This window comes from Streptomyces sp. DSM 15324 (assembly GCF_001514285.1).
Lineage (GTDB): Bacteria > Actinomycetota > Actinomycetes > Streptomycetales > Streptomycetaceae > Streptomyces.
Window position 1 is genome coordinate 636,728 of sequence record NZ_KQ949025.1, and the last position, 21,750, is coordinate 658,477.

Consider the following 21,750-nt stretch of genomic DNA (forward strand, 5'->3'; position numbering starts at 1 on the left):
CATACACATCTCACGTGCAGTGCTTCTCTGATGTTCAACTACTCCCCGAGCATTCACCGCCTTGACGAGGGACATAGAGGCACCCCCCTCCCGGCCCGCCAGGCGGACCGGATTCCCCGGCCGCGCGAACGGCGGCCGGCCGCCTCCGACCCGCTGAAGTGGGCCCAGTCCCGGGACCTGTGGCTGATCGGTGTCGTGGGGGCCGTCTACACCCTGATCTGTGTGAGCTCCACCGTCCGTGCGGCCGGGGCGGGGAACCCGCAGTGGGTGATGCTCATCGGCCTGTGGGCGACATGGGGGGTGGGCGCCTGGGGTGCCAGGAAGCTCTGGACGGACCGTCGGGGACGACGAGCCTAGGGGGGCGCGCTCACGCCGAAGCGCGCCGCGCGGCGAGCGTCTCGCCCAGCCGGTCCAGGGCGAGGAAGAGGACGGGAAGACAGAGCAGCGGCAGGCCGAGGAGCAGCAGGACCGTGTGCGTCGGCCGGTCGGTGAGGAGCAGCCAGGTGAAGACGACGAACGCGGCGACCGCGACGATCAGGCAGCCGACGACCGCCCGCTGGAACGCCGTGCGCCGCCGTGCCCGGCGCGCGATGAGCACCTCCAGCTCGGGCCGCGTCGCGGAGGACATCAGCCCGAGCCGTACGGCGGTCGCGCTCAGGTCGGCCATCTCGCCGATCGGGTCCGCCAGTTGCAGCTCGTCGACCTGGAAGAGGCGGATGCGGTGCCCGTCGGTGTCGTACAGGTACGCCGGCCAGCGCGAGCTGCCGCCTCGCCTGCCGCCCTCGACCCGAATGCCGTAGATCTCGGACCAGGCGCGGGTACGGGTCCGCAGCGGCCCGCGCGCGGTGACGCCCTCGACGGTGACGGACGTCCGCGCCCGCCAGTGCTCCAGCGCCACGCGGGTGCCGACGGCGACCCAGATCGCCGGGGTCAGGAGGTCCAAGGGCCTGGTGCCCGGCGTCGTCAGTCTCAGCAGGCCCACCCCGACGACCAACGCCGCAGCCACCAGGCCGACGTACACCACCGGCACCGTACGCACTCTGCGGTACTCCCGCTCGATCCCCTCGCCCATCCCGGCTCCCCTCATTCCGGCGGCAGGTTACAGCGGCCGGATGTGCGGTCAGGCGGCGGCCAGCTCGCACCACACGTACTTGCCCCGGCTGCCGAATCCGGACATGGGCTGCCAGTGCCAGAGGTCGGAGCAGGCGCGAACGATCGCGAGGCCGCGCCCGCTCTCGGCGTCCTCGTCCAACTCGTCGAGCCGGACGGGCGGTTCGGGCGGCTCCGGGTCCGCGTCCCAGGCCCCGATCTGCAACACGCCCGCACGCCACCGCACCTTCAGCGCGGCGGGCCCCTTCTGATGCCGTACGGCATTGGAGACCAGCTCGGCGGCGAGCAGCTCGGCGGTGTCGAGGAGGGCGGTGAGGCCGTGGAGCGTGAGGATCACCCGGAGGGTGTGGCGCGAAACGGTGACGGCGCGGGGGTCGTTGGGGATGTGGAGGGAGTACTCCCAGGGTTCGGGCATGGGGGCTCCAACTCGATTCCGTAGAGTGCATTTTGCGTCACTGACGGTAGACCTTTGTTTTATGACCCGGCAAGCTGATCCCGTAATCTGAACCCGAACGAGGAGGAGCAGTCGATGGGGACCAGGCGCGAACCAACGGCCCGTCAGAAGCGCCTCGGGGTCGAGCTGCGCAGGCTCCGCGAGGCGGCGGGCCTCAGCGCCCGCGAGGCAGCAGCGCTGCTCGGCGTGAACTCCGTACAGATCAGCCAGATCGAATCCGCCATCGCGGGAGTGAGCGAAGAGCGACTGCGCCGCCTCGCGTCCCACTACTCCTGCACGGACGGGGAGTTCGTCGAAGCACTGGTGGCGATGGCCACCGACCGAACGCGCGGCTGGTGGGAGGAGTATCGATGGCTACTGCCCACGTCGTTCCTGGACCTCGCCGAACTCGACCACCACGCCAGGTTCCGCAACGAGGTGGCGATCCTGTACGTTCCGGGCCCGCTGCAGACCGAGGACTATGCTCGCGCCGTGTTCTCCGCCCGGGTTCCCGAACTGACGCCTGAAGAGCTGGAGTTGCGCGTGCGCCACCGTATGGCGCGGCAGCAGATCACCATCCCGTACGAGTTGGTGATCCACGAGTCCGCCCTTCGCATCAGAGTCAGCGACCGCGCTGCCTCCCGGGCTCAGCTCGCCAGGCTCCTGGAGCGGTCCGAGGCAAACAACATCACGGTGCGCGTCATCCCCTTCGACCTGGATGGCTTCGGTCTGGCCGCAGGCACTATGACGTACATGGGTGGCCCTGTTCCCAAGCTGGACACGGTGGTCCGCGACACACCCCACGGTTCGGCCTTCATCGACGCCGAGGCCCAACTCGGAGCCTTTCGAACTCGCTTCCGTAAAATGGAAGCCGTATCGCTGGAGCCGCAACAGTCACGTGACTTCATCCGCCGACTGACGAGAGAGCTGTGAGGCGCCCCATGGACAACTGGCGTAAGTCGTCCTACTCAGGCCCCGATGACGGCAATGACTGCGTGGAAATCGCAAGCTCCCCAGCCCGCGTCGGCGTACGTGACTCCAAGAACCCCAGCCACGCCACCCTCACCTTTCCCTTGTCGGCCTTCACCGCCTTCGTCGACACGCTCAAGCCCTGGCGTAAGTCGTCCTACTCAGGCCCCGATGACGGCAACGAGTGCGTCGAAATCGCCACCACCCCCACCTTCACCGCCGTACGCGACACGAAAGCCCCGGCCGGAGGCACCCTCACCTTCCCGGCCGAGGCTTTCGACGCCTTCCTCGACGGCCTACTCGACCGTCACTGACTTCGCCAGGTTGCGCGGCTGGTCCACCTCGTTGCCGCGGGCGGTGGCCAGCTCGCAGGCGAACACCTGCAACGGCACCGTCGCCACCAGCGGCTGAAGCAGTACCGGCGTCGCGGGGATGCGGACGAGGTGGTCGGCGTACGGGGCGACCGCCTCGTCGCCCTCCTCCGCGATCACGATGGTCCGCGCACCCCGCGCCCGGATCTCCTGGATGTTGGAGACGATCTTGTCGTGGAGGACGGACCGGCCGCGGGGCGAGGGGACGACCACGACGACGGGCAGGTCCTCCTCGATGAGGGCGATCGGCCCGTGCTTCAGCTCACCGGCGGCGAACCCCTCGGCGTGCATGTAGGCGAGTTCCTTGAGCTTCAGCGCCCCTTCGAGCGCGACCGGGTAGCCGACGTGCCGGCCCAGGAACAGCACCGTCTTCTTGTCGGCGAGGGAGCGGGCGAGCGCCCGTACCGGCTCCATGGTCTCCAGGACCCGTTCGACCTGGCCGGAGATCCGGGCGAGGTCGTGGATGACGGCGCGGATCTCGTCGGCCCACTTGGTGCCGCGGACCTGGCCCAGATACAGGGCGACGAGGTAGCAGGCGACCAGCTGGGTCAGGAACGCCTTCGTCGAGGCGACGGCGACCTCGGGCCCGGCGTGGGTGTAGAGGACGGCGTCGGACTCGCGCGGGATGGTCGAGCCGTTGGTGTTGCAGATGGCCAGCACCTTCGAGCCCTGCTCCCTCGCGTGCCGGAGCGCCATCAGGGTGTCCATCGTCTCGCCGGACTGGGAGATGGCGATGACGAGGGAGCGGGGGCCGAGGATGGGGTCCCGGTAGCGGAACTCGCTGGCGAGTTCGACCTCGCAGGGGATACGGGTCCAGTGCTCGATGGCGTACTTGGCGATGAGGCCGGCGTGGAAGGCCGTACCGCAGGCGACGATGACGACCTTGTCGACCTCGCGCAGCTCGGCGGCGCCGATGCGGACCTCGTCGAGGGTCAGAGAGCCGGCGGCGTCGATCCGGCCGAGCAGGGTGTCGGCGACGGCCTTCGGCTGCTCGGCGATCTCCTTGAGCATGAAGTAGTCGTAACCGCCCTTCTCGGCGGCCGACGCGTCCCAGTCCACGTGGTAGGAGCGGACGTCGGCGGGCCGGCCGTCGAAGCCGGTGACGGTGACGCCGTCCCGGCGCAGCTCGACGACCTGGTCCTGGCCGAGTTCGATCGCCGAGCGGGTGTGGGCGATGAAGGCGGCGACGTCCGAGGCGAGGAAGGCCTCGCCCTCCCCGACCCCCACGACCAGCGGTGAGTTCCGCCGGGCACCGACCACGACGTCCGGCTCGTCCGCGTGCACGGCCACGAGGGTGAACGCCCCCTCAAGTCGCCGGCACACGAGCCGCATGGCCTCGGCGAGGTCGGCGGTGACGGAGAACTCCTCGGCGAGGAGATGGGCGACGACCTCGGTGTCGGTCTCGGAGGACAGCACGTGGCCGCGCTCGGCGAGTTCCGCGCGCAGACAGGCGAAGTTCTCGATGATCCCGTTGTGCACGACGGCGACGCGTCCGGAGTTGTCGAGATGAGGATGGGCGTTGGCGTCGGTGGGGCCGCCGTGCGTGGCCCAGCGGGTTTGCCCGATGCCGGTCGGGCCGGTCGGCAGCGGCCGGGTCCCCAGCTCCTTCTCCAGGTTCACGAGCTTGCCCGCCTTCTTCGCGGCGGCCAGCCCTCCGTCGGCGAGCACCGCGACGCCCGCCGAGTCGTAGCCCCGGTACTCCAGCCGCTTCAGCCCGGCCATGACGACCTCGAGCGCCGACTGCGACCCCACGTATCCCACGATTCCGCACATGCGCGGCAGCCTAGAGTCGAAACCCCCACCGAACACGCCTCCGCGTGCCCGATTCCGGATATTCCACCGGGGGTAGCAGCGACAGCGAGCGCCGGACCTGATCGGCGTGACACACCCCACCCGCCACCCCGGTTCAAACTCCGTTAACAATGGACTGTGATCTCACCGGTCTCCGCGATGCCCCGGAGCGCCCACCGGCACAGGCCGGAGGCGACTCCCTACGTCGATCTCACCCGCCGCGAGTGGAGCGCCCTGCGCCACAAGACGCCGCTGCCGCTGACCGCCGAGGAGGTCGAGAAACTGCGCGGCCTGGGCGACGTCATCGACCTCGACGAGGTGCGGGACATCTATCTGCCGCTGTCCCGGCTGCTCAACCTCTACATCGGCGCCACCGACGGGCTGCGCGGCGCCCTGAACACCTTCCTCGGTGAGCAGGGCTCCCAGTCCGGCACGCCGTTCGTCATAGGCGTCGCGGGGTCGGTGGCCGTCGGCAAGTCGACCGTCGCCCGGCTGTTGCAGGCGCTGCTCTCCCGCTGGCCCGAACACCCGCGCGTGGAGCTGGTCACCACCGACGGCTTCCTCCTGCCCACCCGGGAGCTGGAGGCCCGCGGCCTGATGTCGCGCAAGGGCTTCCCGGAGTCGTACGACCGCCGGGCCCTGACCCGGTTCGTCGCCGACATCAAGGCGGGCAAGGACGAGGTCACCGCCCCCGTCTACTCCCACCTGATCTACGACATCGTCCCCGACCGGCGGCTGACCGTCCGGCGCCCCGACATCCTCATCGTCGAGGGGCTCAACGTCCTCCAGCCCGCCCTCCCCGGCAAGGACGGCCGCACCCGCGTCGGTCTGGCCGACTACTTCGACTTCAGCGTGTACGTCGACGCGAGCGCCGAGGACATCGAGCGCTGGTACCTCAACCGGTTCCGCAAGCTGCGCGCCACCGCCTTCCAGAACCCGGACTCGTACTTCACGAAGTACACCCAGGTCTCCGAGGAGGAGGCACTGGACTACGCGCGCACCTTCTGGCGCACCATCAACAAGCCGAACCTGGTCGAGAACATCGCCCCCACCCGGGGCCGCGCCACCCTCGTCGTCCGCAAGGGCTCCGACCACAAGGTCCAGCGGCTGAGCCTGCGCAAACTGTGAGAGACGGCCCCGGTCAGCGTCTCGGGCCCGCCGCCGCGTAGGCCGCGGTGCCCGTGACCGCGAGGGCCAGGGCCGTCCAGGTGGCCGCCGGCGCGCCCGCGGGCAGCAGCAGCCAGCCCGCCACCCGCGCCGGCAGCCCCGTCGGGGGCGGCGCGGAGAACGCGTACGCCAGCCAGGCGAACGGCAGTGTCCACGCGTACGAACCACCCCACAGCGCCGCGCCCAGGGCGCCCAGCCCCAGCAGGCCCGCGCTGTCCCGGACGACGAACGCGGCCCCGGCCAGGTCCGCGCCCGCCGTCCGCGTGATCAGCGGCACCGCCGCGACGACCGCCCCGGCCAGGAGCACATGGGCCGCCCGGCGGGGCGCCCAGCGGATCGCCGCCGTGCGGTCCAGCGCCGGGTCCTGCCCGCCGAAGCCGGTGGAGGCCGCCATCGCCCCCACGGCGAGGACGAGCAGGGGCAGCCGCGGATCGACCGGACCGCCACCGCCGTCGCGGGCCAGGGCCCACACGATCGCCGCGCCGGCCAGCAGCGCGGCGAGCGCGGCGGGGACCTGGCGCGAGCGGGCGTACAGCGTCAGCCATCTCACCGGGACGCACCGCCGGTCTTTCGGAGCGCTTCGAGCGCGTCCCCCTCGCAGGAGAGCGCGGCGGTGCGCATGGCGTCGATCCGGGCGCGCTGCTCGGCCTCCGGCAGCGTCCGGAACTCCTTCCACACCGGGCGGGCCTCCGTGTCGACGTAGCGCCGCAGCTTCTCGGACACCTGGGGCAACGACACGAGGTCTCCGAGAACCCAGCCGGCCGCGACGGTACGCGCGACGTCCTCGCCCCCCGTGCCGCTCCAGCCGACGGGGGAACACCCCGGCACCAGGCCCTTGCCGACCAGGGCCACGGTCATGTCCTCGCCCTTCGCGCCGACGATGCCGGCGTCGTCGAAGTCGAGCGGCACGGTCCTGCCGGACCACTTCGGCATGCTGCCCTCCGGCAGCACCGCGGCGCTCTCCCGGACCTCGACCGGCGCCCGGTCGCCCAGGGCGGCGTGCAGCAGGCTCAGCGCCTTCCTTCCGGGGCCGGCGACATCGGCGAGGCGCCCCTGCTGGGTCCGCGTCACGCACACCGGGCCGTCGCACACCGGTTCCGCGGCGGTCTTGTCGACGACGAACAGCCGGTCCGGGTCGGTGGGCAGGACGAGCAGGGCGAGGGCCGCGCCCGCCAGGACGGGCGCCACGGCCAGCAGCCGGGTGCGCCGCCGCGCGGCGACCAGCAGCGCGAAGCCCGTCACGGCCATGCCGAGCAGCCACACCGTCTGCCCGAGGTGCGCGACGGCGGAGAGCGTGGTGAACGGGTCGCGCACGTCCTGCACGGCCGGGGACAGCAGCGAGAGCCGGTTCGGCTCGCTCACCGGGATGCCCATCGGCGTGTCCCGCTGCGTCCGGCCCCACGACAGCTGCATGAGGACCGTCAACGCGAAGGCGCCCACCGTCACCAGGGGCGGCGTGAGCACCGACGGCAGGGCCCGCGCGGCCCCCATGCCCAGGACGGACCCCGCGACCAGGGAGAACGCACCCACCAGCGAGATGGGCAGCCATCCGAGGTGGGTGTACGAGGTGTGGGCGAGCACCTGGACCCCGCCCACGAGGACGAGCAGCGCGAAGGCCGAGGTCAGGGCGGCGGCGGTGGTGCCGGCGAGCGCGGCCGCGCGGTGCCGGGCGGGCCGCGGTGTGCTCGTCAGCAGCTCGGACATCTTCGAGCGGTGGTCGCGCAGGCCCTGGAGCGCGCCGAGCCCGACGGCGAGCGGCCACAGGTAGAACAGCAGGGAGCGCAGCCACAGGGCCATGGGCGTCCACTGGGCCGTCCAGGCCGTGGTGCCCTGGTCGAACGTGCCCCTCAGCAGGTACAGGAAGGCGAGGGCCGTCGTCAGGACCACGCCACCGGCCCAGGGGGCGACCGAGCGCCTCAGCTCGATGCGCATGGCGCGCGGGAGGCGGAGGAGGCCAAAAACACGGGGGACGCGCGGGACGCGCGCGACACGCGGGTTCACCAGGCGCCCCTTCCCTGCCCGGGGGCCTGGAGCAGCGCCGAGTAGCCGCGTTCCAAGGGGCTGTCGCCCACGTCCTCGGGGCCGCCCGCGGCCGCCAGCTCGTCCGGGGTGCCCTGGAAGACCAGGCGGCCCTCGGCGAAGAGCACCACGTCGGTGCAGGCGGCGGCCACGTCCTCCACGAGATGGGTCGAGACGAGCACACAGGTGTCGGTGCCCAGCTGCTGGAGCAGTTCGCGAAAGCGCAGCCGCTGCGCCGGGTCCAGCCCGACCGTCGGCTCGTCCAGCAGCAGGATCGCCGGGTCGTTGACGAGGGCCTGGGCGATGCCGACCCGGCGCACCATGCCTCCCGAGAGGGTCCTCATCCGGTCGTCGGCGCGGTCCGCCAGGCCGACCCGCTCCACGGCGCGCTGCACCGCGGCGGGGATGTCCGCCCCGGGAACCTCCTTCAGCCACGCCATGTACTCGACGAACTCGCGGACCGTGAACCGCTTGTAGTAGCCGAACTCCTGCGGCAGATAGCCGATCCGGCGGCGCAGCGCCCGCACGTCGCCCGTGCCGCCCACGGACCCGCCGAGCAGCTCCAGGTCGCCCTCGGTGGGGCGCAGGACGGTGGCCAGCGTCCGGATGAGGGTGGTCTTGCCCGCCCCGTTGGGGCCGAGGAGGCCGTGCACGCCGGTGCCCAGCGACAGGTCGAGGCCGTCGACGGCCATCCGTTTGCGACCCACCCTGACCTTCAGCCCGGTGGCCCGGATCTCGTGGGCGTAGGGCGTCGGCGCGAGGTCGGCCGCGCTCACCGCGGACGTCATGGAATATTCCCTTCCGGTGGTCATCGATGGGCTCCCAGGGCGGTGTACGCGCCCCTGCGGGCGATCACGACACCGACGCCGAGAGCGAGGAGCAGCCCCCACACGGGCAGACCGCCCGTGCGCAGGGCGAAGGCCGTACGGCCGCCGGCGGCCACGGTCGGCGCCACGATCACGGCGGCCCACACGGCGGCCAGCGCGACGGCGGCGCGGGTCACCCCGACCGCGCCGCCGAGCGCCAGCGTCGCCGCCGTGAACGCCAGGCAGGGCAGCAGCCACTGAGCCGCCGTCACCCCCGTCGCCCAGCCGCCCACCAGCAGCGCGGGGACGACCACGCCGAGCACGGACGCGGTGCGGCGCAGCACCAGCGGGAGCCCGGCCCGGGGCGCCGAGGCGGTCAGTTCGTACGCCGGGTCGAGACCCCGGGACCAGGACGCCGCGACGCCGAGCACGGGCAGGACCGGCGCGAACAGCAGCACCAGCGACACCTGACCGGAGCCGGCCCCGGAGCCGGGCCCGGTCCCGGAGCCGAGGCCGAAGCCGGTCCGGTCGAGCAGCAGCGCCAGCAGCGTCACGCCGACGACCATGGCCACCCACGGCACCATGGCGGGCGTCAGCCAGCCCGACAGCCAGGCCGGCCGGTGCCGTCGGCGCGGCATCGGGGAGATGGCCGCCAGTTCGGGTGCGAGGCCGGACCACACCGAGTCGACCAGCGAGGCGACCGCCGGGACCCCGGTGGCGACCGCGGCCGCCAGCCGGTCGCGGCACCTCCGGCACGACTCCAGATGGGCCTCCACCGCCCACACCTCGTCGGCGGCGAGGTCCGTGTCACCGCGCGCGTACCCTTCGATGACCCGCGCCGACGCGTGTTCCGCGCTCATGCCAGCGCCCTCCGCATCTGGATCCTGGCCCGGCGGGCACGGGTCTTGACCGTGCCCTCGGGCAGCCCGAGCAGGACCGCGGTCTCCTTGACGGACAGTCCGTCGAGCACCAGGGCCTGGAGTACCTGTCTCAGTTCCGGCGCGAGGCGGCGCAGCGCGTCGCCGACGTCCCCGCCGACGCTCGCCGCGAGCGCCTCCTCCTCGGCGGCGGGTGCCGCACCGGGTGCCGCGGCGGCCGGCGGCGGCTCCGCGTGGTGGGCGCGGCGCCGGAACGCGTCGACCAGACGGCGCGCGGCGATCGTCCACAGCCAGCCGGTGGCCGACCCGCCGACCGCGGCCCCGCTGAACGCGCCCGCCGCGCGCCACACCGCCAGATACGTCTCCTGCATCACCTCGGCGACGACCTGCTCGTCCCCGCAGCGGCGGCGCAGCCGCACCGCCAGCCACGGCGACGTACGCCGGTACAACTCCTCGAACGCGGCCCGGTCGCCCTTGGCCACCAGCCGCAGGAGACGTGCCTCGTCCACCTCGTGCAGCGTTGCCCTGACTGATCTCACACCCGCTAGACGCCGGCGCCGGGCCGCACGTTTTCTCCGGCGCGTGATCCCCGTCACACGGGGCGGGGGCGGGCGGGACGGGGACGGCGACTAGCCTGCCCCCGTGCTGCATCTGCGTCTGATCACCCCGTCGGAGAAGACCGACGACGTGCTCCGGCTGATCGAGAACACCGTCGGCGCCACGCACCTCGTGGTGCTGCGGGGGGCGGCCCGCAATCCCGCCGGGGACGTCGTCACCTGCGACGTGGCCCGTGAGGCCGGTGACGCGCTGCTCACCGAGCTACAGGCGGCGGGCGTGGACCGGACCGGCTCGATCGCCGTCGAGAACATCGACCTGACCCTGTCGCTGCGTGCCGACAAGGCCGAGGCGGAGGCGCCGGGCGAGGGCGCGGACGCGGTCCTGTGGGAGCACCTCACCGACGCCACCCAGGAGGAGTCGACGCTCTCCGTCACCTACCTCGCCTTCATCACCCTGGCCACGATGATCGCGGCCTGCGGTGTGGTCCTGGACAACGCGGTCCTGATCGTCGGCGCCATGGCCGTGGGCCCGGAGTTCGGGCCGCTCGCCGGGATCTCCACCTCGATCGTCCGCCGCCGTCCCGGCCTGGCCCTGCGCTCCCTGCACGCCCTGCTCGTCGGCTTCGCGATCGCCATGGCCGCCACGGTCGTCTTCAGCCTCTTCATGGACGCCCTGGGCCTCTTCAGCCAGGCCCAGCTGGACGCCGACCGCCCGCAGACCGGTTTCGTCTACGCCCCCGACGCCTTCTCCTTCATCGTCGCCGTACTCGCCGGGGCGGCCGGCACCCTCTCCCTGACCTCGGCCAAGTCCGGCGCCCTGGTGGGCGTGGCCATCAGCGTCACCACGGTCCCGGCGGCGGCCAACGCGGCGGTGGCCCTCAGCTACGGCGACATGAAACAGACGTGGGGTTCGACGGAACAGCTCCTGCTGAACCTGCTGGGCATCGTCCTCGCGGGGACCCTGACCCTGCTGGCCCAGCGGGTGTGGTGGCAGCGGCACCGCCCCTCGGCGCGGACTGGCTGAAACCGCACGTCGGGCGGGGGCGGATGATCCTCAACTTGCCTGTGACGCACGGCAGTTCACATAGGTTGACTCTGCAAGCAATGCTGCGATCAACTCCGCAGCCACCTCTGCACACCGCTGCAGTCACCGCTGCGCTCACACATCCGTGCCGCCAGGAGACCGTCATGCCACACACCCGTATCGACACGTCCAAGCCGCACTCCGCCCGCTTCTGGAACTACTTCGTCGGCGGCAAGGACTACTACGAGGTCGACCGGGAGATCGGCGACCACATCAAGGAGATCTTCCCGGGGCTGGTGGACGTCGCCGTGACCAGTCGTCACTTCCTCGGCCGCGCCGTCCGCCACCTCGCCGGCGAGCAGGGCATACGGCAGTTCCTCGACATCGGCACCGGTCTGCCGACCGCCGACAACACCCACGAGGTGGCCCAGCGCACCGCGCCGGACGCCCGGATCGTGTACGTCGACAACGACCCCACCGTCCTGGCGCACGCCCACGCCCTGCTGAGCAGCAGCCCCGAGGGCGCCACCGCCTACCTGGACGCCGACCTGTACGACCCCGACGCCGTCCTGGAGGCCGCCAAGGGCACCCTGGACTTCTCCCGCCCGATCGCCCTGATGATCCTCAACACGCTGGGCCATGTCGCCGAGTACGCCCAGGCACGCGACCTGGTGGGCCGGCTCATGGCCGGGCTCCCCTCGGGCAGCTATCTGGTGATCAGCGACAGCACCGCCACCAGCGAGGGCATGATCGCCGCGTCCGAGGCCTACAACAAGAGCGGCGCGGTCCCCTACCACGTGCGCACCGTCGCCGAGATCGCCGGCTTCTTCGAGGGGCTGGACCTGGTGGAGCCCGGGGTCGTCCAGGTCACCGAGTGGCGCCCGCAGCCGGACGCTCCGGCGGGCCCGCGGGTGGACGCGTACGGCGCGGTGGGCCGCAAGCCGTAACCGCGCCCGTGAGGGGGCCTGAAGGGGCGGGGGAACCGCGCGACACGCCACGACGCACCCGCGGCCCGCACCGCACAGGCCCCCATCGGCCCCGGCGCCGCCGACTATCCCAGCGCGGACTTCACCACGTCGGCCAGCCGGCCGGCGACAGCGCGGGCCTGCTCGATGTCGGCGGCCTCGACCATCACCCGGACCAGCGGCTCGGTGCCGGAGGGGCGCAGGAGGACCCGCCCGGTCGACCCCAGCTCCCGCTCCGCCTCGGCGACGGCGGCCGACAGCTCGGCCGAGTCCCCGACCCGGGACCGGTCCACGTCCGGCACATTGACCAGCACCTGCGGCAGCCGCTCCATCACGGAGGCCAGCTCCCGCAGCGACTTCCCGCTCTGGGCGACCCGCGCCGCCAGCATGAGCCCGGTCAGCGTGCCGTCGCCGGTCGTCGCGTGGTCGAGGATGATCACGTGCCCGGACTGCTCGCCGCCGAGGGCGTAGCCGTGCTCCTTCATCTCCTCCAGGACGTACCGGTCGCCGACCGCGGCCTGGACCAGGTGGATCCCCTCCCGCTCCATGGCGAGCTTGAACCCGAGGTTGGACATGACGGTGGCGACAACGGTGTCCGACCGCAGCACGCCGCGCTCCCGCATGGCGAGCGCCAGGACGGAGAGGATCTGGTCGCCGTCGATCTCCTCACCCGTGTGGTCCACGGCGAGGCACCGGTCGGCGTCGCCGTCGTGCGCGATGCCGAAGTCGGCCCCGTGCTCGACGACCGCGGCCTTCAGCTTGCCGAGGTGCGTCGATCCGCACCCGTCGTTGATGTTGAGCCCGTCCGGCTCGGCACCGATCGTCACGATCTCGGCCCCGGCCCGGGTGAACGCCTCAGGCGACACCCGCGCCGCCGCGCCGTGCGCCTCGTCGAGGACGATTTTCAGCCCGTCGAGGCGGTTCGGCAGGACGGCGATGAGGTGGGCGACGTACCGGTCGAAGCCCTCGTCGTAGGAGCGCACGCGTCCGACGCCGGCGCCGGTGGGCCGCTCCCACGGCTCACCGTGGGTGTGGGACTCGTACACGCCCTCGATCTTGTCCTCGAGCTCGTCGGCGAGCTTGTGGCCGCCGCGCGCGAAGAACTTGATGCCGTTGTCGGGCATGGCGTTGTGGCTGGCGGAGAGCATCACGCCCAGGTCGGCGCCGAGCACACCGGTGAGATAGGCGACGGCGGGCGTCGGCAGCACGCCGACCTTCAGCACGTCCACGCCGGCGCTCGCGAGACCCGCGACCACGGCGGCCTCCAGGAACTCTCCGGACGCACGCGGGTCCCGCCCCACGACGGCCACCGGCCGGTGGCCCTCGAAGGTGCCCGCCTCGGCGAGCACATGCGCCGCCGCGACGGACAGGCCGAGCGCCATCTCGGCCGTCAGATCCGCGTTGGCGACCCCGCGCACGCCGTCCGTACCGAAGAGTCGTCCCACTTGTCCTCCTGAGGAAGCGTCAATGACCGAAGGGGCAATTACACCGGATAGCGGCATCCGTCACACAAGCTTTTGAGCATCTTGTGCCGTTATACGCCCCTGGCAGAGATAAAACGAACGCCCCGACAGCACTGTGGCGTGCCGCCGGGGCGGTCGTACGAGCAGGCAGCTGTGATTAGCGCTTGCTGTACTGCGGAGCCTTGCGGGCCTTCTTCAGACCGGCCTTCTTCCGCTCGACCGCGCGGTCGTCGCGGCGCAGGAAGCCGGCCTTCTTGAGCGCGCCGCGGTTGTTGTCGACGTCCGCCTCGTTCAGCGCGCGGGCGACACCGAGACGGAGCGCACCGGCCTGACCGGAGACACCGCCACCCGCGATGCGGGCGATGATGTCGTAACGGCCCTCGAGCTCGAGAACCTTGAACGGCTCGTTGACTTCCTGCTGGTGCACCTTGTTCGGGAAGTAGTCCTCGAGGGTGCGACCGTTGATCTTCCACTTGCCGGAGCCCGGGACGATCCGGACGCGGGCGATGGCGTTCTTGCGACGGCCCAGGCCGGCGGCCGGCTGCGGGTCGCCGAAGCGGGAGGCGAGGGACTCCGAGGTGTACTCGCCCTCGACGGGCACCTCGGACTCGGTGGTGTAGCTGTCGATGTCGACGAGCTCAGTCTCTTCGAGCGGCTGCTCGGCAGTGGTCTCGGCCACGGTGATTCCTCAGATTCTCTTGGCTTGGTTTGGTCTGGCCGGTGTTACTGCGCGACCTGGGTGATCTCGAACGGCTGCGGCTGCTGCGCGCCGTGCGGGTGCTGGTCACCCTTGTAGACCTTCAGCTTGGAGAGCATCTGACGGCCCAGCGTGTTCTTCGGGAGCATGCCCTTGACGGCCTTCTCGATGGCCTTCTCGGGGTTCTTGTCCAGCAGCTCGTCGTAGCGGACGGAGCGCAGACCACCCGGGTAGCCGGAGTGGCGGTACGCCATCTTCTGGGTCCGCTTGTTGCCGGACAGGTGCACCTTGTCGGCGTTGATGATGATGACGAAGTCACCGGTGTCGACGTGAGGGGCGTAGATCGGCTTGTGCTTGCCGCGCAGGATGGAGGCGGCGGTGCTGGCGAGACGGCCCAGGACAACGTCCTGAGCGTCGATGACGTGCCACTGGCGCGTCACATCGCCGGGCTTGGGGCTGTACGTACGCACGGTTCGTAGCCTTCGCTTCGAGTGAGTGGTCCTGACAAGGTCACCGAAGACGATCACGACAGCCCTGACCGCACTGCGGTGACGCAAACCGCGTGCTGGTCGCTGGTCATCGGCCCGGTGGACCGGTGTAAGGGCCCGTCCCGTGAGAATGAGCAAGCCAATACACAACGAAGATGCAGGATACCCGTGTCGCAAGGGTGGGGTCAAAACGAGGCCGGAACAGGGCTGGAACAGGGCCGGGACCGGGCCGGAACGGGGCCCCGGCACGGCAAACACGACATCTCCGGGTGAGAAGGTTTCAAAGGCAGTTGGAGCGGAGCGCGGCGTGTCCACCCGTCTAAGATGCGGCCCATGAGCTATGGGCAGGGGGGACCTCAGTCCCAGTGGGATCCGTGGAAACCGAACTCCCAGCAGCCGTGGACCGGTGGCAGTGACGGCCCGTCCCCGGACTGGGCGGCACTCGCGGACGCGTCCGAGAAACGCAACAGGCGCCGCAAGGTGTTCCTCATAGTCGGGGGCGCGCTGGCCACGGTCGGCGTCGGCGCCGCCGTGACCATGGCGGTGGTGGACAGCGGCGCCGACGACGAGGCCAACCGGCCCACGTCCTCGGTGCCCGCCACCGGCCTGCCGAGCGCGTCCGGCACCCCGTCCTTCGCGCCCACCAGCGCGCCGCCGGCCCTGAACCCCAAGGAGTTCGTCTCCAGCAAGGCCAAGGACAAGGCGCGGAACAGCCCGGAGCTGATGTTCCCCGGCACCCAGCTCACCATGGGCTCCACCGTCTACAAGAAGGGCCCGACAGCGGACAGCACCGACTGCGCCACGGGCGTCCAGGGCACCCTGCCCAAGGTCCTCGCGGCGAACGGCTGCACCCGGCTGATGCGCGTGACGTACACCAAGGGCGACACCGCGGTGACGGTCGGTGTGGCGGTCTTCGACACCGAGGCCCAGGCCCTGAAGGTCAAGAGCCAGGCCGACAGCAAGAGCATCGTCAAGGCGCTCGCCGGCAAGGGCGTGAAGGCCTTCTGCAACGCCGCGATCTGCCGCTCGACGACCAACTCCTACGGCCGTTACGCCTACTTCACGATCACGGGCTTCACCAACGGCAAGGACGTGACCACGAAGGACACGGCCGTCTTCACCATGGGTGACGACCTCGCCGAGTTCGCGTTCCAGCAGATCAACCGCCGTGGCCAGACCCAGGCCTCGGCGGCGGCCGAGGGCTGACCCGGCCGGCCGTCAAACGGGCCAATCGGACGTGCGACACTCCCCCCAAGTGATCATCTGATCATCCGGTCACGGATCCCTGGGGGGAACCACGCCATGAGCGCCACGACCCGACGCAGTCTCCTGGCCGGCGCCGCCGGTCTCACCGGCGCCGCCCTCGCGACCTCGATCGTCATCGCCCAGACCGCCTCGGCCACCGGCACCGGCGCGAGCTGGCTCAACGTGAAGGACACGCCGTACGGGGCCCTCGGCGACGACAGGACCGACGACGCGCCCGCCATCCAGAAGGCGATCGACGCGGCCGGTCAGGGCGACACCGTCTACCTCCCGCCCGGCGCCTACCGGCTCGCCTCCCCGCTCCGCCTCCGCCTCGGCGTCACCCTGCGCGGCGACTGGCACCCGCGCTCCCCGGCCGCCACCGAGATGACCGCCTCCTACCTGCGCCCCGGCCTCGGCACCTTCACCGGCGAGGCCCTGATCGTCGTCGGCCCGGCCGCGGCCCAGGGCACCTCCACCGCCACGGGGTACGGCGGCGGCCCCCGCCTGTACGGCCTGGCGCTCGACGGCCGCGACCAGCGGTCCACCACCGGCACCGCCGTCGACGGCATCCGCGTCACCCCCGGCGTCCAGGACCTCGGCCTGGAGAAGGTGACCGTCTGGCGCTTCACCGGCCACGGCCTGAACGCCCAGAACGCCACCACCCTTCAGCTCACCCAGGTCCACTGCGTCGGCAACGGCGGCCACGGCTTCACCTGGGGCGACGCCACGGGCACCGGCGGCGGCCTGGTCGACGCCGATCTGTTCCAGTGCCACGCCGAGGGCAACGGCGGACACGGCTACGACATCCTCAACCCCGACGCGGTCACCGTGGTCGAGTGCCGCGCCGAGGCGAACACCCGGCACGGCTACCACGTCACCGGCGTCAGCCACGCGATGGTGATGATCGGCTGCACCACCGACCGCAACGGCCGCGACGGCTTCCACCTCGCCACCTCCCCCGGCGGCCGCTTCCTCCAGCTCCTCGGCTGCCTCGCCGGGCGGGACGGCCGGGAGACCGCGACCTCCCTCATCCCCTACTCCGGCTTCACCGTCACCGGCGAGGCCGCGGAAGGCGTCGTCCTCACCGGCTGCTCCGCCACCACCGGCCGCGGCGACGACGGCACCGGCGCGGACTCCCCCGCCTACGGCCTCACCACCTCCGCACTGAACTCCGAGAGCAACGTCTCGGTGGTCGGCGGCCAGTACGTCGGGACCACGGCCCCCTTCCAGGACCTCGGGGCGGTCCTCGTCCGCCACAGCGGTGTGATCTCCGGCACCCACCGGGACACCGGCATCGAGTGGGACCGGCATGACGTCCACATGATCTCCGGAGCCGCCGGCACCCGGCGCGACCTGGAGTTCTGGTCCCGCGGCAAGGCCCGCCGCTGGACCCTGCGCACCACCGACGCCGCCGAGTCCGGCACCGGCGACGGCTCCGACTTCGCGCTCGTGCGGCACGCCGACGACGGCACCGTCCTCGACACGCCCCTCGCCGTCAGCCGCGCCAGCGGCCGGGTCTCCCTCACCACCCCCGGCCTCACGGTCACCGCCACCGGCGGCCCCGGCGTCCACCTCGTCCAGCAGCGGAAGACCGCCCAGGGCTACGCGGTCACCGGGGCCGGCCGGGCCTCCCGCGCCTTCCAGTCCCGGGCCGCCGGCGACTCCGTCAACCGCTTCGCGATGGAGATCGACGGAACCCAGACCTTCGGCCCCGGCGGCGACACCGGCCGGGACACCAGCTGGGGGCGCCTCGGCACCGCCCAGATCGGCAGCGCCGACGCCGACCTCGTCGTGGGACGGGCCGGGAAGGGCATCAAGGTCAAGGAGGGCGACAACGCCAAGATGGGCACCGTCACCCTCGCCGGCACCACCCCGGTCACCGTCCCCACGACCGCCGTCACCGCCGCCAGCCGCATCTTCCTGACCGTCCAGTCCCCCGCCGGCACCCCCTCCGGCGTCGCCTACGTCGCCTTCCGCACCCCCGGCACGTCCTTCTCCGTGAAGGGCATGCCCGGGGACACGTCGACGGTGGCCTGGCTGATCATGGAACCGGCGTAGGACCGCTCAGCAGCACCCCGCCGCCCCCGGCAGCGTCCGCCGGTTCCTGGCCTCCTTGCTGCGGGCGGCCAGGAGCTCGTCGGCCGGGTAGCCGACCTCCTCCAGGGTCAGCCCGTGCGGCCGTACGACATGCACGGCGGAGTCCCGCACCCCGGCGGCCAGCACCTTCCCCGGCCACTCGGCGCCCCGGTGCCCGTCCCCCACGAACAGCAGCGCCCCGATGAGCGAGCGCACCATGTTGTGGCAGAAGGCGTCGGCCCGCACGGTGGCCGTGATGATCCCGTCGTCGCCCTTGACCAGGCTCAGCTCCTGAAGGGTCCGGATGGTCGTGGCCCCTTCGCGCCGCTTGCAGTACGCGGCGAAGTCGTGCTCGCCGAGCAGCCGCACCGCCGCCTCGTTCATGGCGTCGACGTCGAGCGGCCAGTCGTGCCAGAGCACATGGCCCCGCAGCAGCGGATCCACGCCCCCGGGGTTGTCCGTCACCCGGTACGCGTACCGCCGCCAGACAGCCGAGAACCGCGCGTTGAAGCCACGGGGCGCCTCCCTGAGCGCCCACACCCGCACATCCCGGGGCAACCGCCCGGCGAGCCGCTTCAGCAGCTTCTCGTGGTGCTCACGCCACACGCCCTCCGGCAGATCGACATGGGCCACCTGCCCCCGCGCGTGCACCCCCGCGTCGGTGCGGCCCGCCACGGTCAGCTCGAAGGTCTCCCCGGACCGGGTGACGGTCCGCAGAGCGTCCTCGATCTCCCCCTGCACGGTCCGCCGTCCCCCGGCCTGCTTGGCCCACCCGGAGAACTCGCTCCCGTCGTAGGAGAGATCGAGACGGACACGGACGTACCCGGGCTGTACTTCGTCACTCACACCGAGATCCTCTCAGCAACACAAAAAAGCGGGCCCGCCCCTCGAAAGGAACGGGCCCGCCAGGACAGCCTTACGCGTCCTTGGACTCCTCGGCGGGAGCCTCGGCGGCGTCCTCGGCGACCTCGTCGGCCTTGGTCTCCTCGACCTTGGCCTCCTCGGCCTCCTTGACCGCACGCTTGGTGGCGGCCTCGGCCTCACCGGTCGCCTGCTGCGCCACGGTCAGCGCCTCGACCAGCTCGATGACAGCCATGGGCGCGTTGTCGCCACGGCGGTTACCGATCTTGGTGATACGGGTGTAGCCACCCGGACGGTTCTCGTAGCGCGGGCCGATCTCGGTGAAGAGCGTGTGGACGACGCTCTTGTCCGTGATGACCTGGAGCACCTGACGGCGGTTGTGAAGGTCGCCCTTCTTCGCCTTGGTCACCAGACGCTCGGCGTACGGCCGCAGACGGCGGGCCTTCGCCTCGGTGGTGGTGATACGGCCGTGCTCGAAGAGGCTCTTCGCGAGGTTCGCGAGCAGCAGCTTCTCGTGCGCGGCACTGCCGCCCAGACGGGCACCCTTGGTGGGCTTCGGCATCTTTCTTCTCCTGTGTGTCTGCCCCGGCCGTGTCAGGTACCGGGGTCAGGAACCCGATGAGCGGATGCTCACCGGCAACGACCGATCAGTACTGCTCGGTCTCCACGAAACCCGCGTCCGCGTCGTCGTCGGCGCCGAAGGCGTCGGCGGCGGCCGTGGGGTCGAATCCGGGCGGGCTGTCCTTGAGGGCCAGGCCCATGCCGGCCAGCTTCGCCTTGACCTCGTCGATGGACTTCGCACCGAAGTTGCGGATGTCCAGGAGGTCGGCCTCGGAGCGCGCGACGAGCTCACCCACGGAGTGGATGCCCTCACGCTTGAGGCAGTTGTACGACCGAACGGTGAGCTCCAGCTCCTCGATCGGCAGCGCCAGATCGGCGGCCAGGGCGGCGTCCGTCGGGGACGGGCCCATGTCGATGCCCTCGGCGTCGATGTTCAGCTCGCGGGCGAGACCGAACAGCTCGACCAGGGTCTTGCCCGCGGAGGCCATGGCGTCACGGGGACGCATCGCCTGCTTGGTCTCGACGTCCACGATCAGCTTGTCGAAGTCGGTGCGCTGCTCGACACGCGTGGCCTCGACCTTGTACGTGACCTTCAGAACCGGCGAGTAGATCGAGTCGACCGGGATGCGCCCGATCTCCTGACCGACCTGCTTGTTCTGTACGGCGGAGACGTAGCCGCGGCCGCGCTCGACCGTCAGCTCCATCTCCAGCTTGCCCTTGCCGTTGAGCGTGGCGAGGACGAGGTCGGGGTTGTGCACCTCGACACCGGCCGGGGGCGCGATGTCGGCGGCGGTGACCAGACCCGGGCCCTGCTTGCGCAGGTACATCACGACCGGCTCGTCGTGCTCCGAGGAGACGACCAGCTGCTTGATGTTGAGGATCAGGTCGGTGACGTCCTCCTTGACGCCCGGCACGGTGGTGAACTCGTGCAGGACACCGTCGATACGGATCGACGTGACCGCCGCACCCGGGATCGACGACAGGAGCGTACGGCGGAGGGAGTTGCCGAGGGTGTAGCCGAAGCCCGGCTCCAGCGGCTCGATCACGAACCGGGAGCGGAACTCGTCGACGACCTCTTCGGTCAACGAGGGACGCTGAGCGATCAGCATGATGTGTTCCTTCAGTCAGGGGCGCCCGCTATTTGACGCCCGACTCTGTACTGCAAGGGTACGGGCGGTACGACCCTTTATGGAGCCGTACCGCCCGTATCCTCAGGACAACCGTGCGTCAGACGCGGCGACGCTTAGGCGGACGGCAGCCGTTGTGCGGGGTGGGGGTGACGTCCTGGATGGAGCCGACCTCGAGGCCAGTGGCCTGGAGGGAACGGATCGCGGTCTCACGACCGGCGCCCGGGCCCTTGACGAAGACGTCGACCTTGCGCATGCCGTGCTCCTGCGCGCGACGGGCAGCCGACTCGGCGGCCATCTGCGCGGCGAACGGCGTGGACTTGCGCGAGCCCTTGAAGCCGACGTGGCCGGCGGAGGCCCAGGAGATCACGTTTCCGGCCGGGTCCGTGATGGACACGATCGTGTTGTTGAACGTGCTCTTGATGTGCGCCTGGCCGTGGGCGACGTTCTTCTTTTCCTTGCGGCGCACCTTCTTGGCAGCGCCCTGACGACCCTTGGGGGGCATCTATTACTCCTACGGGAGGTGGTCGGTCCTACAGCGAAGACCGCTGGACGGCGAGTCCGCTGCGGACTACTTCTTGCCCGGCTTCTTCTTGCCGGCGATGGCGCGACGCGGGCCCTTGCGGGTACGAGCGTTCGTGCTGGTGCGCTGACCGCGGACGGGCAGACCACGACGGTGACGGAGACCCTGGTAGCAGCCGATCTCGACCTTGCGGCGGATGTCGGCCTGGATCTCGCGACGGAGGTCACCCTCGGTCTTGATGTTGTTGTCCACGTACTCGCGGATGGCGACCAGCTGCTCTTCGGTCAGATCGCGAACACGGGTGTTCGGGTCGACGCCGGTCGCAGCCAGCGTCTCCTGCGAGAGGGTCCGGCCGATGCCGAACACGTAGGTGAGGGCGACCTCCACGCGCTTGTCGCGCGGGATGTCAACACCGGAAACGCGTGCCATTCAATGGCTCCTGGTGATCTTCGGAGGTCTTCCGCAGAACCGGATCCCAGCCGCCGGCCTCTTCTCTTCGAAGACTTGGTACGACTGGGTCCCCGGCCTCCGAACCGGGGGTGTCAGGCAAGAAGAATCCCCCGCCTGGGCCCTGCGTATGAACATATTCAGCTCGCGTCGCGCGAAGTCTCTGCGATGT

The 21,750-nt window shown here is 71.1% G+C and carries 24 protein-coding genes; 8 read left to right on the plus strand and 16 right to left on the minus strand.

All coding sequences use genetic code 11. From position 1 onward, the window contains the following. The first annotated feature begins 30 nt into the window (after positions 1 to 30). On the plus strand, positions 31 to 357 hold the full coding sequence (locus tag AQJ58_RS13150; RefSeq protein WP_067249149.1) for a hypothetical protein: 327 nt from the start codon (positions 31 to 33) through the stop codon (positions 355 to 357). Between the two features lie 10 nt (positions 358 to 367). Here AQJ58_RS13150 and AQJ58_RS13155 read toward each other — a convergent pair whose 3' ends face one another. Beyond that, positions 368 to 1,072, minus strand: coding sequence for a PH domain-containing protein (locus AQJ58_RS13155; protein ID WP_067249151.1), 705 nt, complete (start codon positions 1,070 to 1,072; stop codon positions 368 to 370). Positions 1,073 to 1,120: 48 nt separating this feature from the next. Beyond that, positions 1,121 to 1,525: an ATP-binding protein gene (locus tag AQJ58_RS13160; protein WP_067249153.1), complete on the minus strand. Its 405-nt coding sequence runs from the start codon at positions 1,523 to 1,525 to the stop codon at positions 1,121 to 1,123. A 114-nt stretch (positions 1,526 to 1,639) separates the two neighbouring features. Between AQJ58_RS13160 and AQJ58_RS13165 the strand changes: the two genes are divergently transcribed. Both AQJ58_RS13165 and AQJ58_RS45330 read left to right on the plus strand, forming a co-directional pair. After that, positions 1,640 to 2,476, plus strand: a complete 837-nt coding sequence (locus AQJ58_RS13165; protein WP_067249155.1) for a helix-turn-helix domain-containing protein — start codon at positions 1,640 to 1,642, stop codon at positions 2,474 to 2,476. A gap of 8 nt (positions 2,477 to 2,484) precedes the next feature. Beyond that, on the plus strand, positions 2,485 to 2,826 hold the full coding sequence (locus AQJ58_RS45330) for a DUF397 domain-containing protein (protein ID WP_079078898.1): 342 nt from the start codon (positions 2,485 to 2,487) through the stop codon (positions 2,824 to 2,826). Here AQJ58_RS45330 and glmS read toward each other — a convergent pair. Then, a complete protein-coding gene (gene glmS, locus AQJ58_RS13180; RefSeq protein WP_067249156.1) occupies positions 2,809 to 4,656 on the minus strand; it encodes a glutamine--fructose-6-phosphate transaminase (isomerizing) in 1,848 nt (615 codons plus the stop codon). The genes AQJ58_RS45330 and glmS overlap by 18 nt on opposite strands. 177 nt (positions 4,657 to 4,833) lie before the next feature. Here glmS and coaA point away from each other — a divergent pair, with 177 nt between their 5' ends. Further along, positions 4,834 to 5,802: a type I pantothenate kinase gene (coaA, locus tag AQJ58_RS13185; RefSeq protein WP_199844586.1), complete on the plus strand. Its 969-nt coding sequence runs from the start codon at positions 4,834 to 4,836 to the stop codon at positions 5,800 to 5,802. A 13-nt stretch (positions 5,803 to 5,815) separates the two neighbouring features. Here the strand turns inward: coaA and AQJ58_RS13190 are convergent, their stop codons facing one another. From AQJ58_RS13190 to AQJ58_RS13210, 5 genes are all read right to left on the minus strand, one after another. Further along, complete coding sequence (locus AQJ58_RS13190) at positions 5,816 to 6,391, minus strand: hypothetical protein (protein ID WP_067249160.1); 576 nt, start codon at positions 6,389 to 6,391, stop codon at positions 5,816 to 5,818. Next, a complete protein-coding gene (locus AQJ58_RS13195; RefSeq protein WP_067249162.1) occupies positions 6,388 to 7,773 on the minus strand; it encodes a hypothetical protein in 1,386 nt (461 codons plus the stop codon). Before AQJ58_RS13195 ends, AQJ58_RS13190 begins: the two co-directional genes overlap by 4 nt. Before the next feature lie 65 nt (positions 7,774 to 7,838). Continuing rightward, positions 7,839 to 8,648: an ABC transporter ATP-binding protein gene (locus AQJ58_RS13200; protein WP_420712153.1), complete on the minus strand. Its 810-nt coding sequence runs from the start codon at positions 8,646 to 8,648 to the stop codon at positions 7,839 to 7,841. Positions 8,649 to 8,668: 20 nt separating this feature from the next. Further along, positions 8,669 to 9,526 carry a zf-HC2 domain-containing protein gene (locus AQJ58_RS13205; protein WP_067249167.1) on the minus strand — a complete coding sequence of 286 codons (858 nt, stop codon included), beginning with the start codon at positions 9,524 to 9,526 and terminating at the stop codon, positions 8,669 to 8,671. Then, positions 9,523 to 10,053 (minus strand): RNA polymerase sigma factor, encoded by a 531-nt coding sequence (locus tag AQJ58_RS13210; RefSeq protein ID WP_234360036.1) that lies wholly within the window; start codon positions 10,051 to 10,053, stop codon positions 9,523 to 9,525. The genes AQJ58_RS13205 and AQJ58_RS13210 overlap by 4 nt, the downstream gene beginning before the upstream one ends. A gap of 133 nt (positions 10,054 to 10,186) precedes the next feature. Here AQJ58_RS13210 and AQJ58_RS13215 point away from each other — a divergent pair, with 133 nt between their 5' ends. Continuing rightward, on the plus strand, positions 10,187 to 11,125 hold the full coding sequence (locus tag AQJ58_RS13215) for a DUF389 domain-containing protein (RefSeq protein ID WP_067249171.1): 939 nt from the start codon (positions 10,187 to 10,189) through the stop codon (positions 11,123 to 11,125). A 164-nt stretch (positions 11,126 to 11,289) separates the two neighbouring features. Beyond that, entirely contained in the window at positions 11,290 to 12,072 is a 783-nt protein-coding gene (locus AQJ58_RS13220; protein ID WP_067249173.1) for an SAM-dependent methyltransferase, read from the plus strand. Between the two features lie 104 nt (positions 12,073 to 12,176). Here AQJ58_RS13220 and glmM read toward each other — a convergent pair whose 3' ends face one another. From glmM to rplM, 3 genes are all read right to left on the minus strand, one after another. Further along, positions 12,177 to 13,535, minus strand: coding sequence for a phosphoglucosamine mutase (glmM, locus tag AQJ58_RS13225; protein WP_067249175.1), 1,359 nt, complete (start codon positions 13,533 to 13,535; stop codon positions 12,177 to 12,179). A gap of 175 nt (positions 13,536 to 13,710) precedes the next feature. After that, complete coding sequence (rpsI, locus tag AQJ58_RS13230) at positions 13,711 to 14,232, minus strand: 30S ribosomal protein S9 (RefSeq protein ID WP_067249178.1); 522 nt, start codon at positions 14,230 to 14,232, stop codon at positions 13,711 to 13,713. A 44-nt stretch (positions 14,233 to 14,276) separates the two neighbouring features. Beyond that, positions 14,277 to 14,720, minus strand: a complete 444-nt coding sequence (gene rplM, locus AQJ58_RS13235) for a 50S ribosomal protein L13 (protein WP_055632362.1) — start codon at positions 14,718 to 14,720, stop codon at positions 14,277 to 14,279. Between the two features lie 351 nt (positions 14,721 to 15,071). Here rplM and AQJ58_RS13240 point away from each other — a divergent pair, with 351 nt between their 5' ends. Both AQJ58_RS13240 and AQJ58_RS13245 read left to right on the plus strand, forming a co-directional pair. After that, positions 15,072 to 15,944, plus strand: a complete 873-nt coding sequence (locus tag AQJ58_RS13240; RefSeq protein ID WP_067249181.1) for a hypothetical protein — start codon at positions 15,072 to 15,074, stop codon at positions 15,942 to 15,944. Positions 15,945 to 16,040: 96 nt separating this feature from the next. After that, entirely contained in the window at positions 16,041 to 18,041 is a 2,001-nt protein-coding gene (locus tag AQJ58_RS13245) for a right-handed parallel beta-helix repeat-containing protein (RefSeq protein ID WP_067249182.1), read from the plus strand. A gap of 6 nt (positions 18,042 to 18,047) precedes the next feature. Here AQJ58_RS13245 and truA read toward each other — a convergent pair whose 3' ends face one another. From truA to rpsM, 5 genes are all read right to left on the minus strand, one after another. Then, positions 18,048 to 18,905: a tRNA pseudouridine(38-40) synthase TruA gene (gene truA, locus AQJ58_RS13250; RefSeq protein WP_067249185.1), complete on the minus strand. Its 858-nt coding sequence runs from the start codon at positions 18,903 to 18,905 to the stop codon at positions 18,048 to 18,050. Between the two features lie 70 nt (positions 18,906 to 18,975). After that, positions 18,976 to 19,482, minus strand: coding sequence for a 50S ribosomal protein L17 (rplQ, locus tag AQJ58_RS13255; protein WP_067249188.1), 507 nt, complete (start codon positions 19,480 to 19,482; stop codon positions 18,976 to 18,978). 85 nt (positions 19,483 to 19,567) lie between these two features. Next, on the minus strand, positions 19,568 to 20,590 hold the full coding sequence (locus tag AQJ58_RS13260; protein WP_003966937.1) for a DNA-directed RNA polymerase subunit alpha: 1,023 nt from the start codon (positions 20,588 to 20,590) through the stop codon (positions 19,568 to 19,570). A gap of 118 nt (positions 20,591 to 20,708) precedes the next feature. Continuing rightward, positions 20,709 to 21,113: a 30S ribosomal protein S11 gene (gene rpsK, locus AQJ58_RS13265; protein ID WP_010354218.1), complete on the minus strand. Its 405-nt coding sequence runs from the start codon at positions 21,111 to 21,113 to the stop codon at positions 20,709 to 20,711. 66 nt (positions 21,114 to 21,179) lie between these two features. Further along, positions 21,180 to 21,560 carry a 30S ribosomal protein S13 gene (rpsM, locus tag AQJ58_RS13270; protein ID WP_055632357.1) on the minus strand — a complete coding sequence of 127 codons (381 nt, stop codon included), beginning with the start codon at positions 21,558 to 21,560 and terminating at the stop codon, positions 21,180 to 21,182. Positions 21,561 to 21,750: the final 190 nt, after the last annotated feature.

Coding starts and splice junctions, on each gene's coding strand:
- AQJ58_RS13200 (WP_420712153.1), bottom strand. CDS start 8,648: ATGACGTCCGCGGTGAGCGCGGCCGACCTCGCGCCGACGCCCTACGCC.
- rplQ (WP_067249188.1), bottom strand. CDS start 19,482: ATGCCGAAGCCCACCAAGGGTGCCCGTCTGGGCGGCAGTGCCGCGCAC.
- AQJ58_RS13195 (WP_067249162.1), bottom strand. CDS start 7,773: ATGCGCATCGAGCTGAGGCGCTCGGTCGCCCCCTGGGCCGGTGGCGTG.
- AQJ58_RS13155 (WP_067249151.1), bottom strand. CDS start 1,072: ATGGGCGAGGGGATCGAGCGGGAGTACCGCAGAGTGCGTACGGTGCCG.
- rpsK (WP_010354218.1), bottom strand. CDS start 21,113: ATGCCCCCCAAGGGTCGTCAGGGCGCTGCCAAGAAGGTGCGCCGCAAG.
- glmS (WP_067249156.1), bottom strand. CDS start 4,656: ATGTGCGGAATCGTGGGATACGTGGGGTCGCAGTCGGCGCTCGAGGTC.
- AQJ58_RS13165 (WP_067249155.1), top strand. CDS start 1,640: ATGGGGACCAGGCGCGAACCAACGGCCCGTCAGAAGCGCCTCGGGGTC.
- coaA (WP_199844586.1), top strand. CDS start 4,834: ATGCCCCGGAGCGCCCACCGGCACAGGCCGGAGGCGACTCCCTACGTC.
- AQJ58_RS13150 (WP_067249149.1), top strand. CDS start 31: ATGTTCAACTACTCCCCGAGCATTCACCGCCTTGACGAGGGACATAGA.
- AQJ58_RS13260 (WP_003966937.1), bottom strand. CDS start 20,590: ATGCTGATCGCTCAGCGTCCCTCGTTGACCGAAGAGGTCGTCGACGAG.
- AQJ58_RS13205 (WP_067249167.1), bottom strand. CDS start 9,526: ATGAGCGCGGAACACGCGTCGGCGCGGGTCATCGAAGGGTACGCGCGC.
- AQJ58_RS13245 (WP_067249182.1), top strand. CDS start 16,041: ATGAGCGCCACGACCCGACGCAGTCTCCTGGCCGGCGCCGCCGGTCTC.
- AQJ58_RS13220 (WP_067249173.1), top strand. CDS start 11,290: ATGCCACACACCCGTATCGACACGTCCAAGCCGCACTCCGCCCGCTTC.
- rpsM (WP_055632357.1), bottom strand. CDS start 21,560: ATGGCACGCGTTTCCGGTGTTGACATCCCGCGCGACAAGCGCGTGGAG.
- AQJ58_RS45330 (WP_079078898.1), top strand. CDS start 2,485: ATGGACAACTGGCGTAAGTCGTCCTACTCAGGCCCCGATGACGGCAAT.
- AQJ58_RS13160 (WP_067249153.1), bottom strand. CDS start 1,525: ATGCCCGAACCCTGGGAGTACTCCCTCCACATCCCCAACGACCCCCGC.
- AQJ58_RS13240 (WP_067249181.1), top strand. CDS start 15,072: ATGAGCTATGGGCAGGGGGGACCTCAGTCCCAGTGGGATCCGTGGAAA.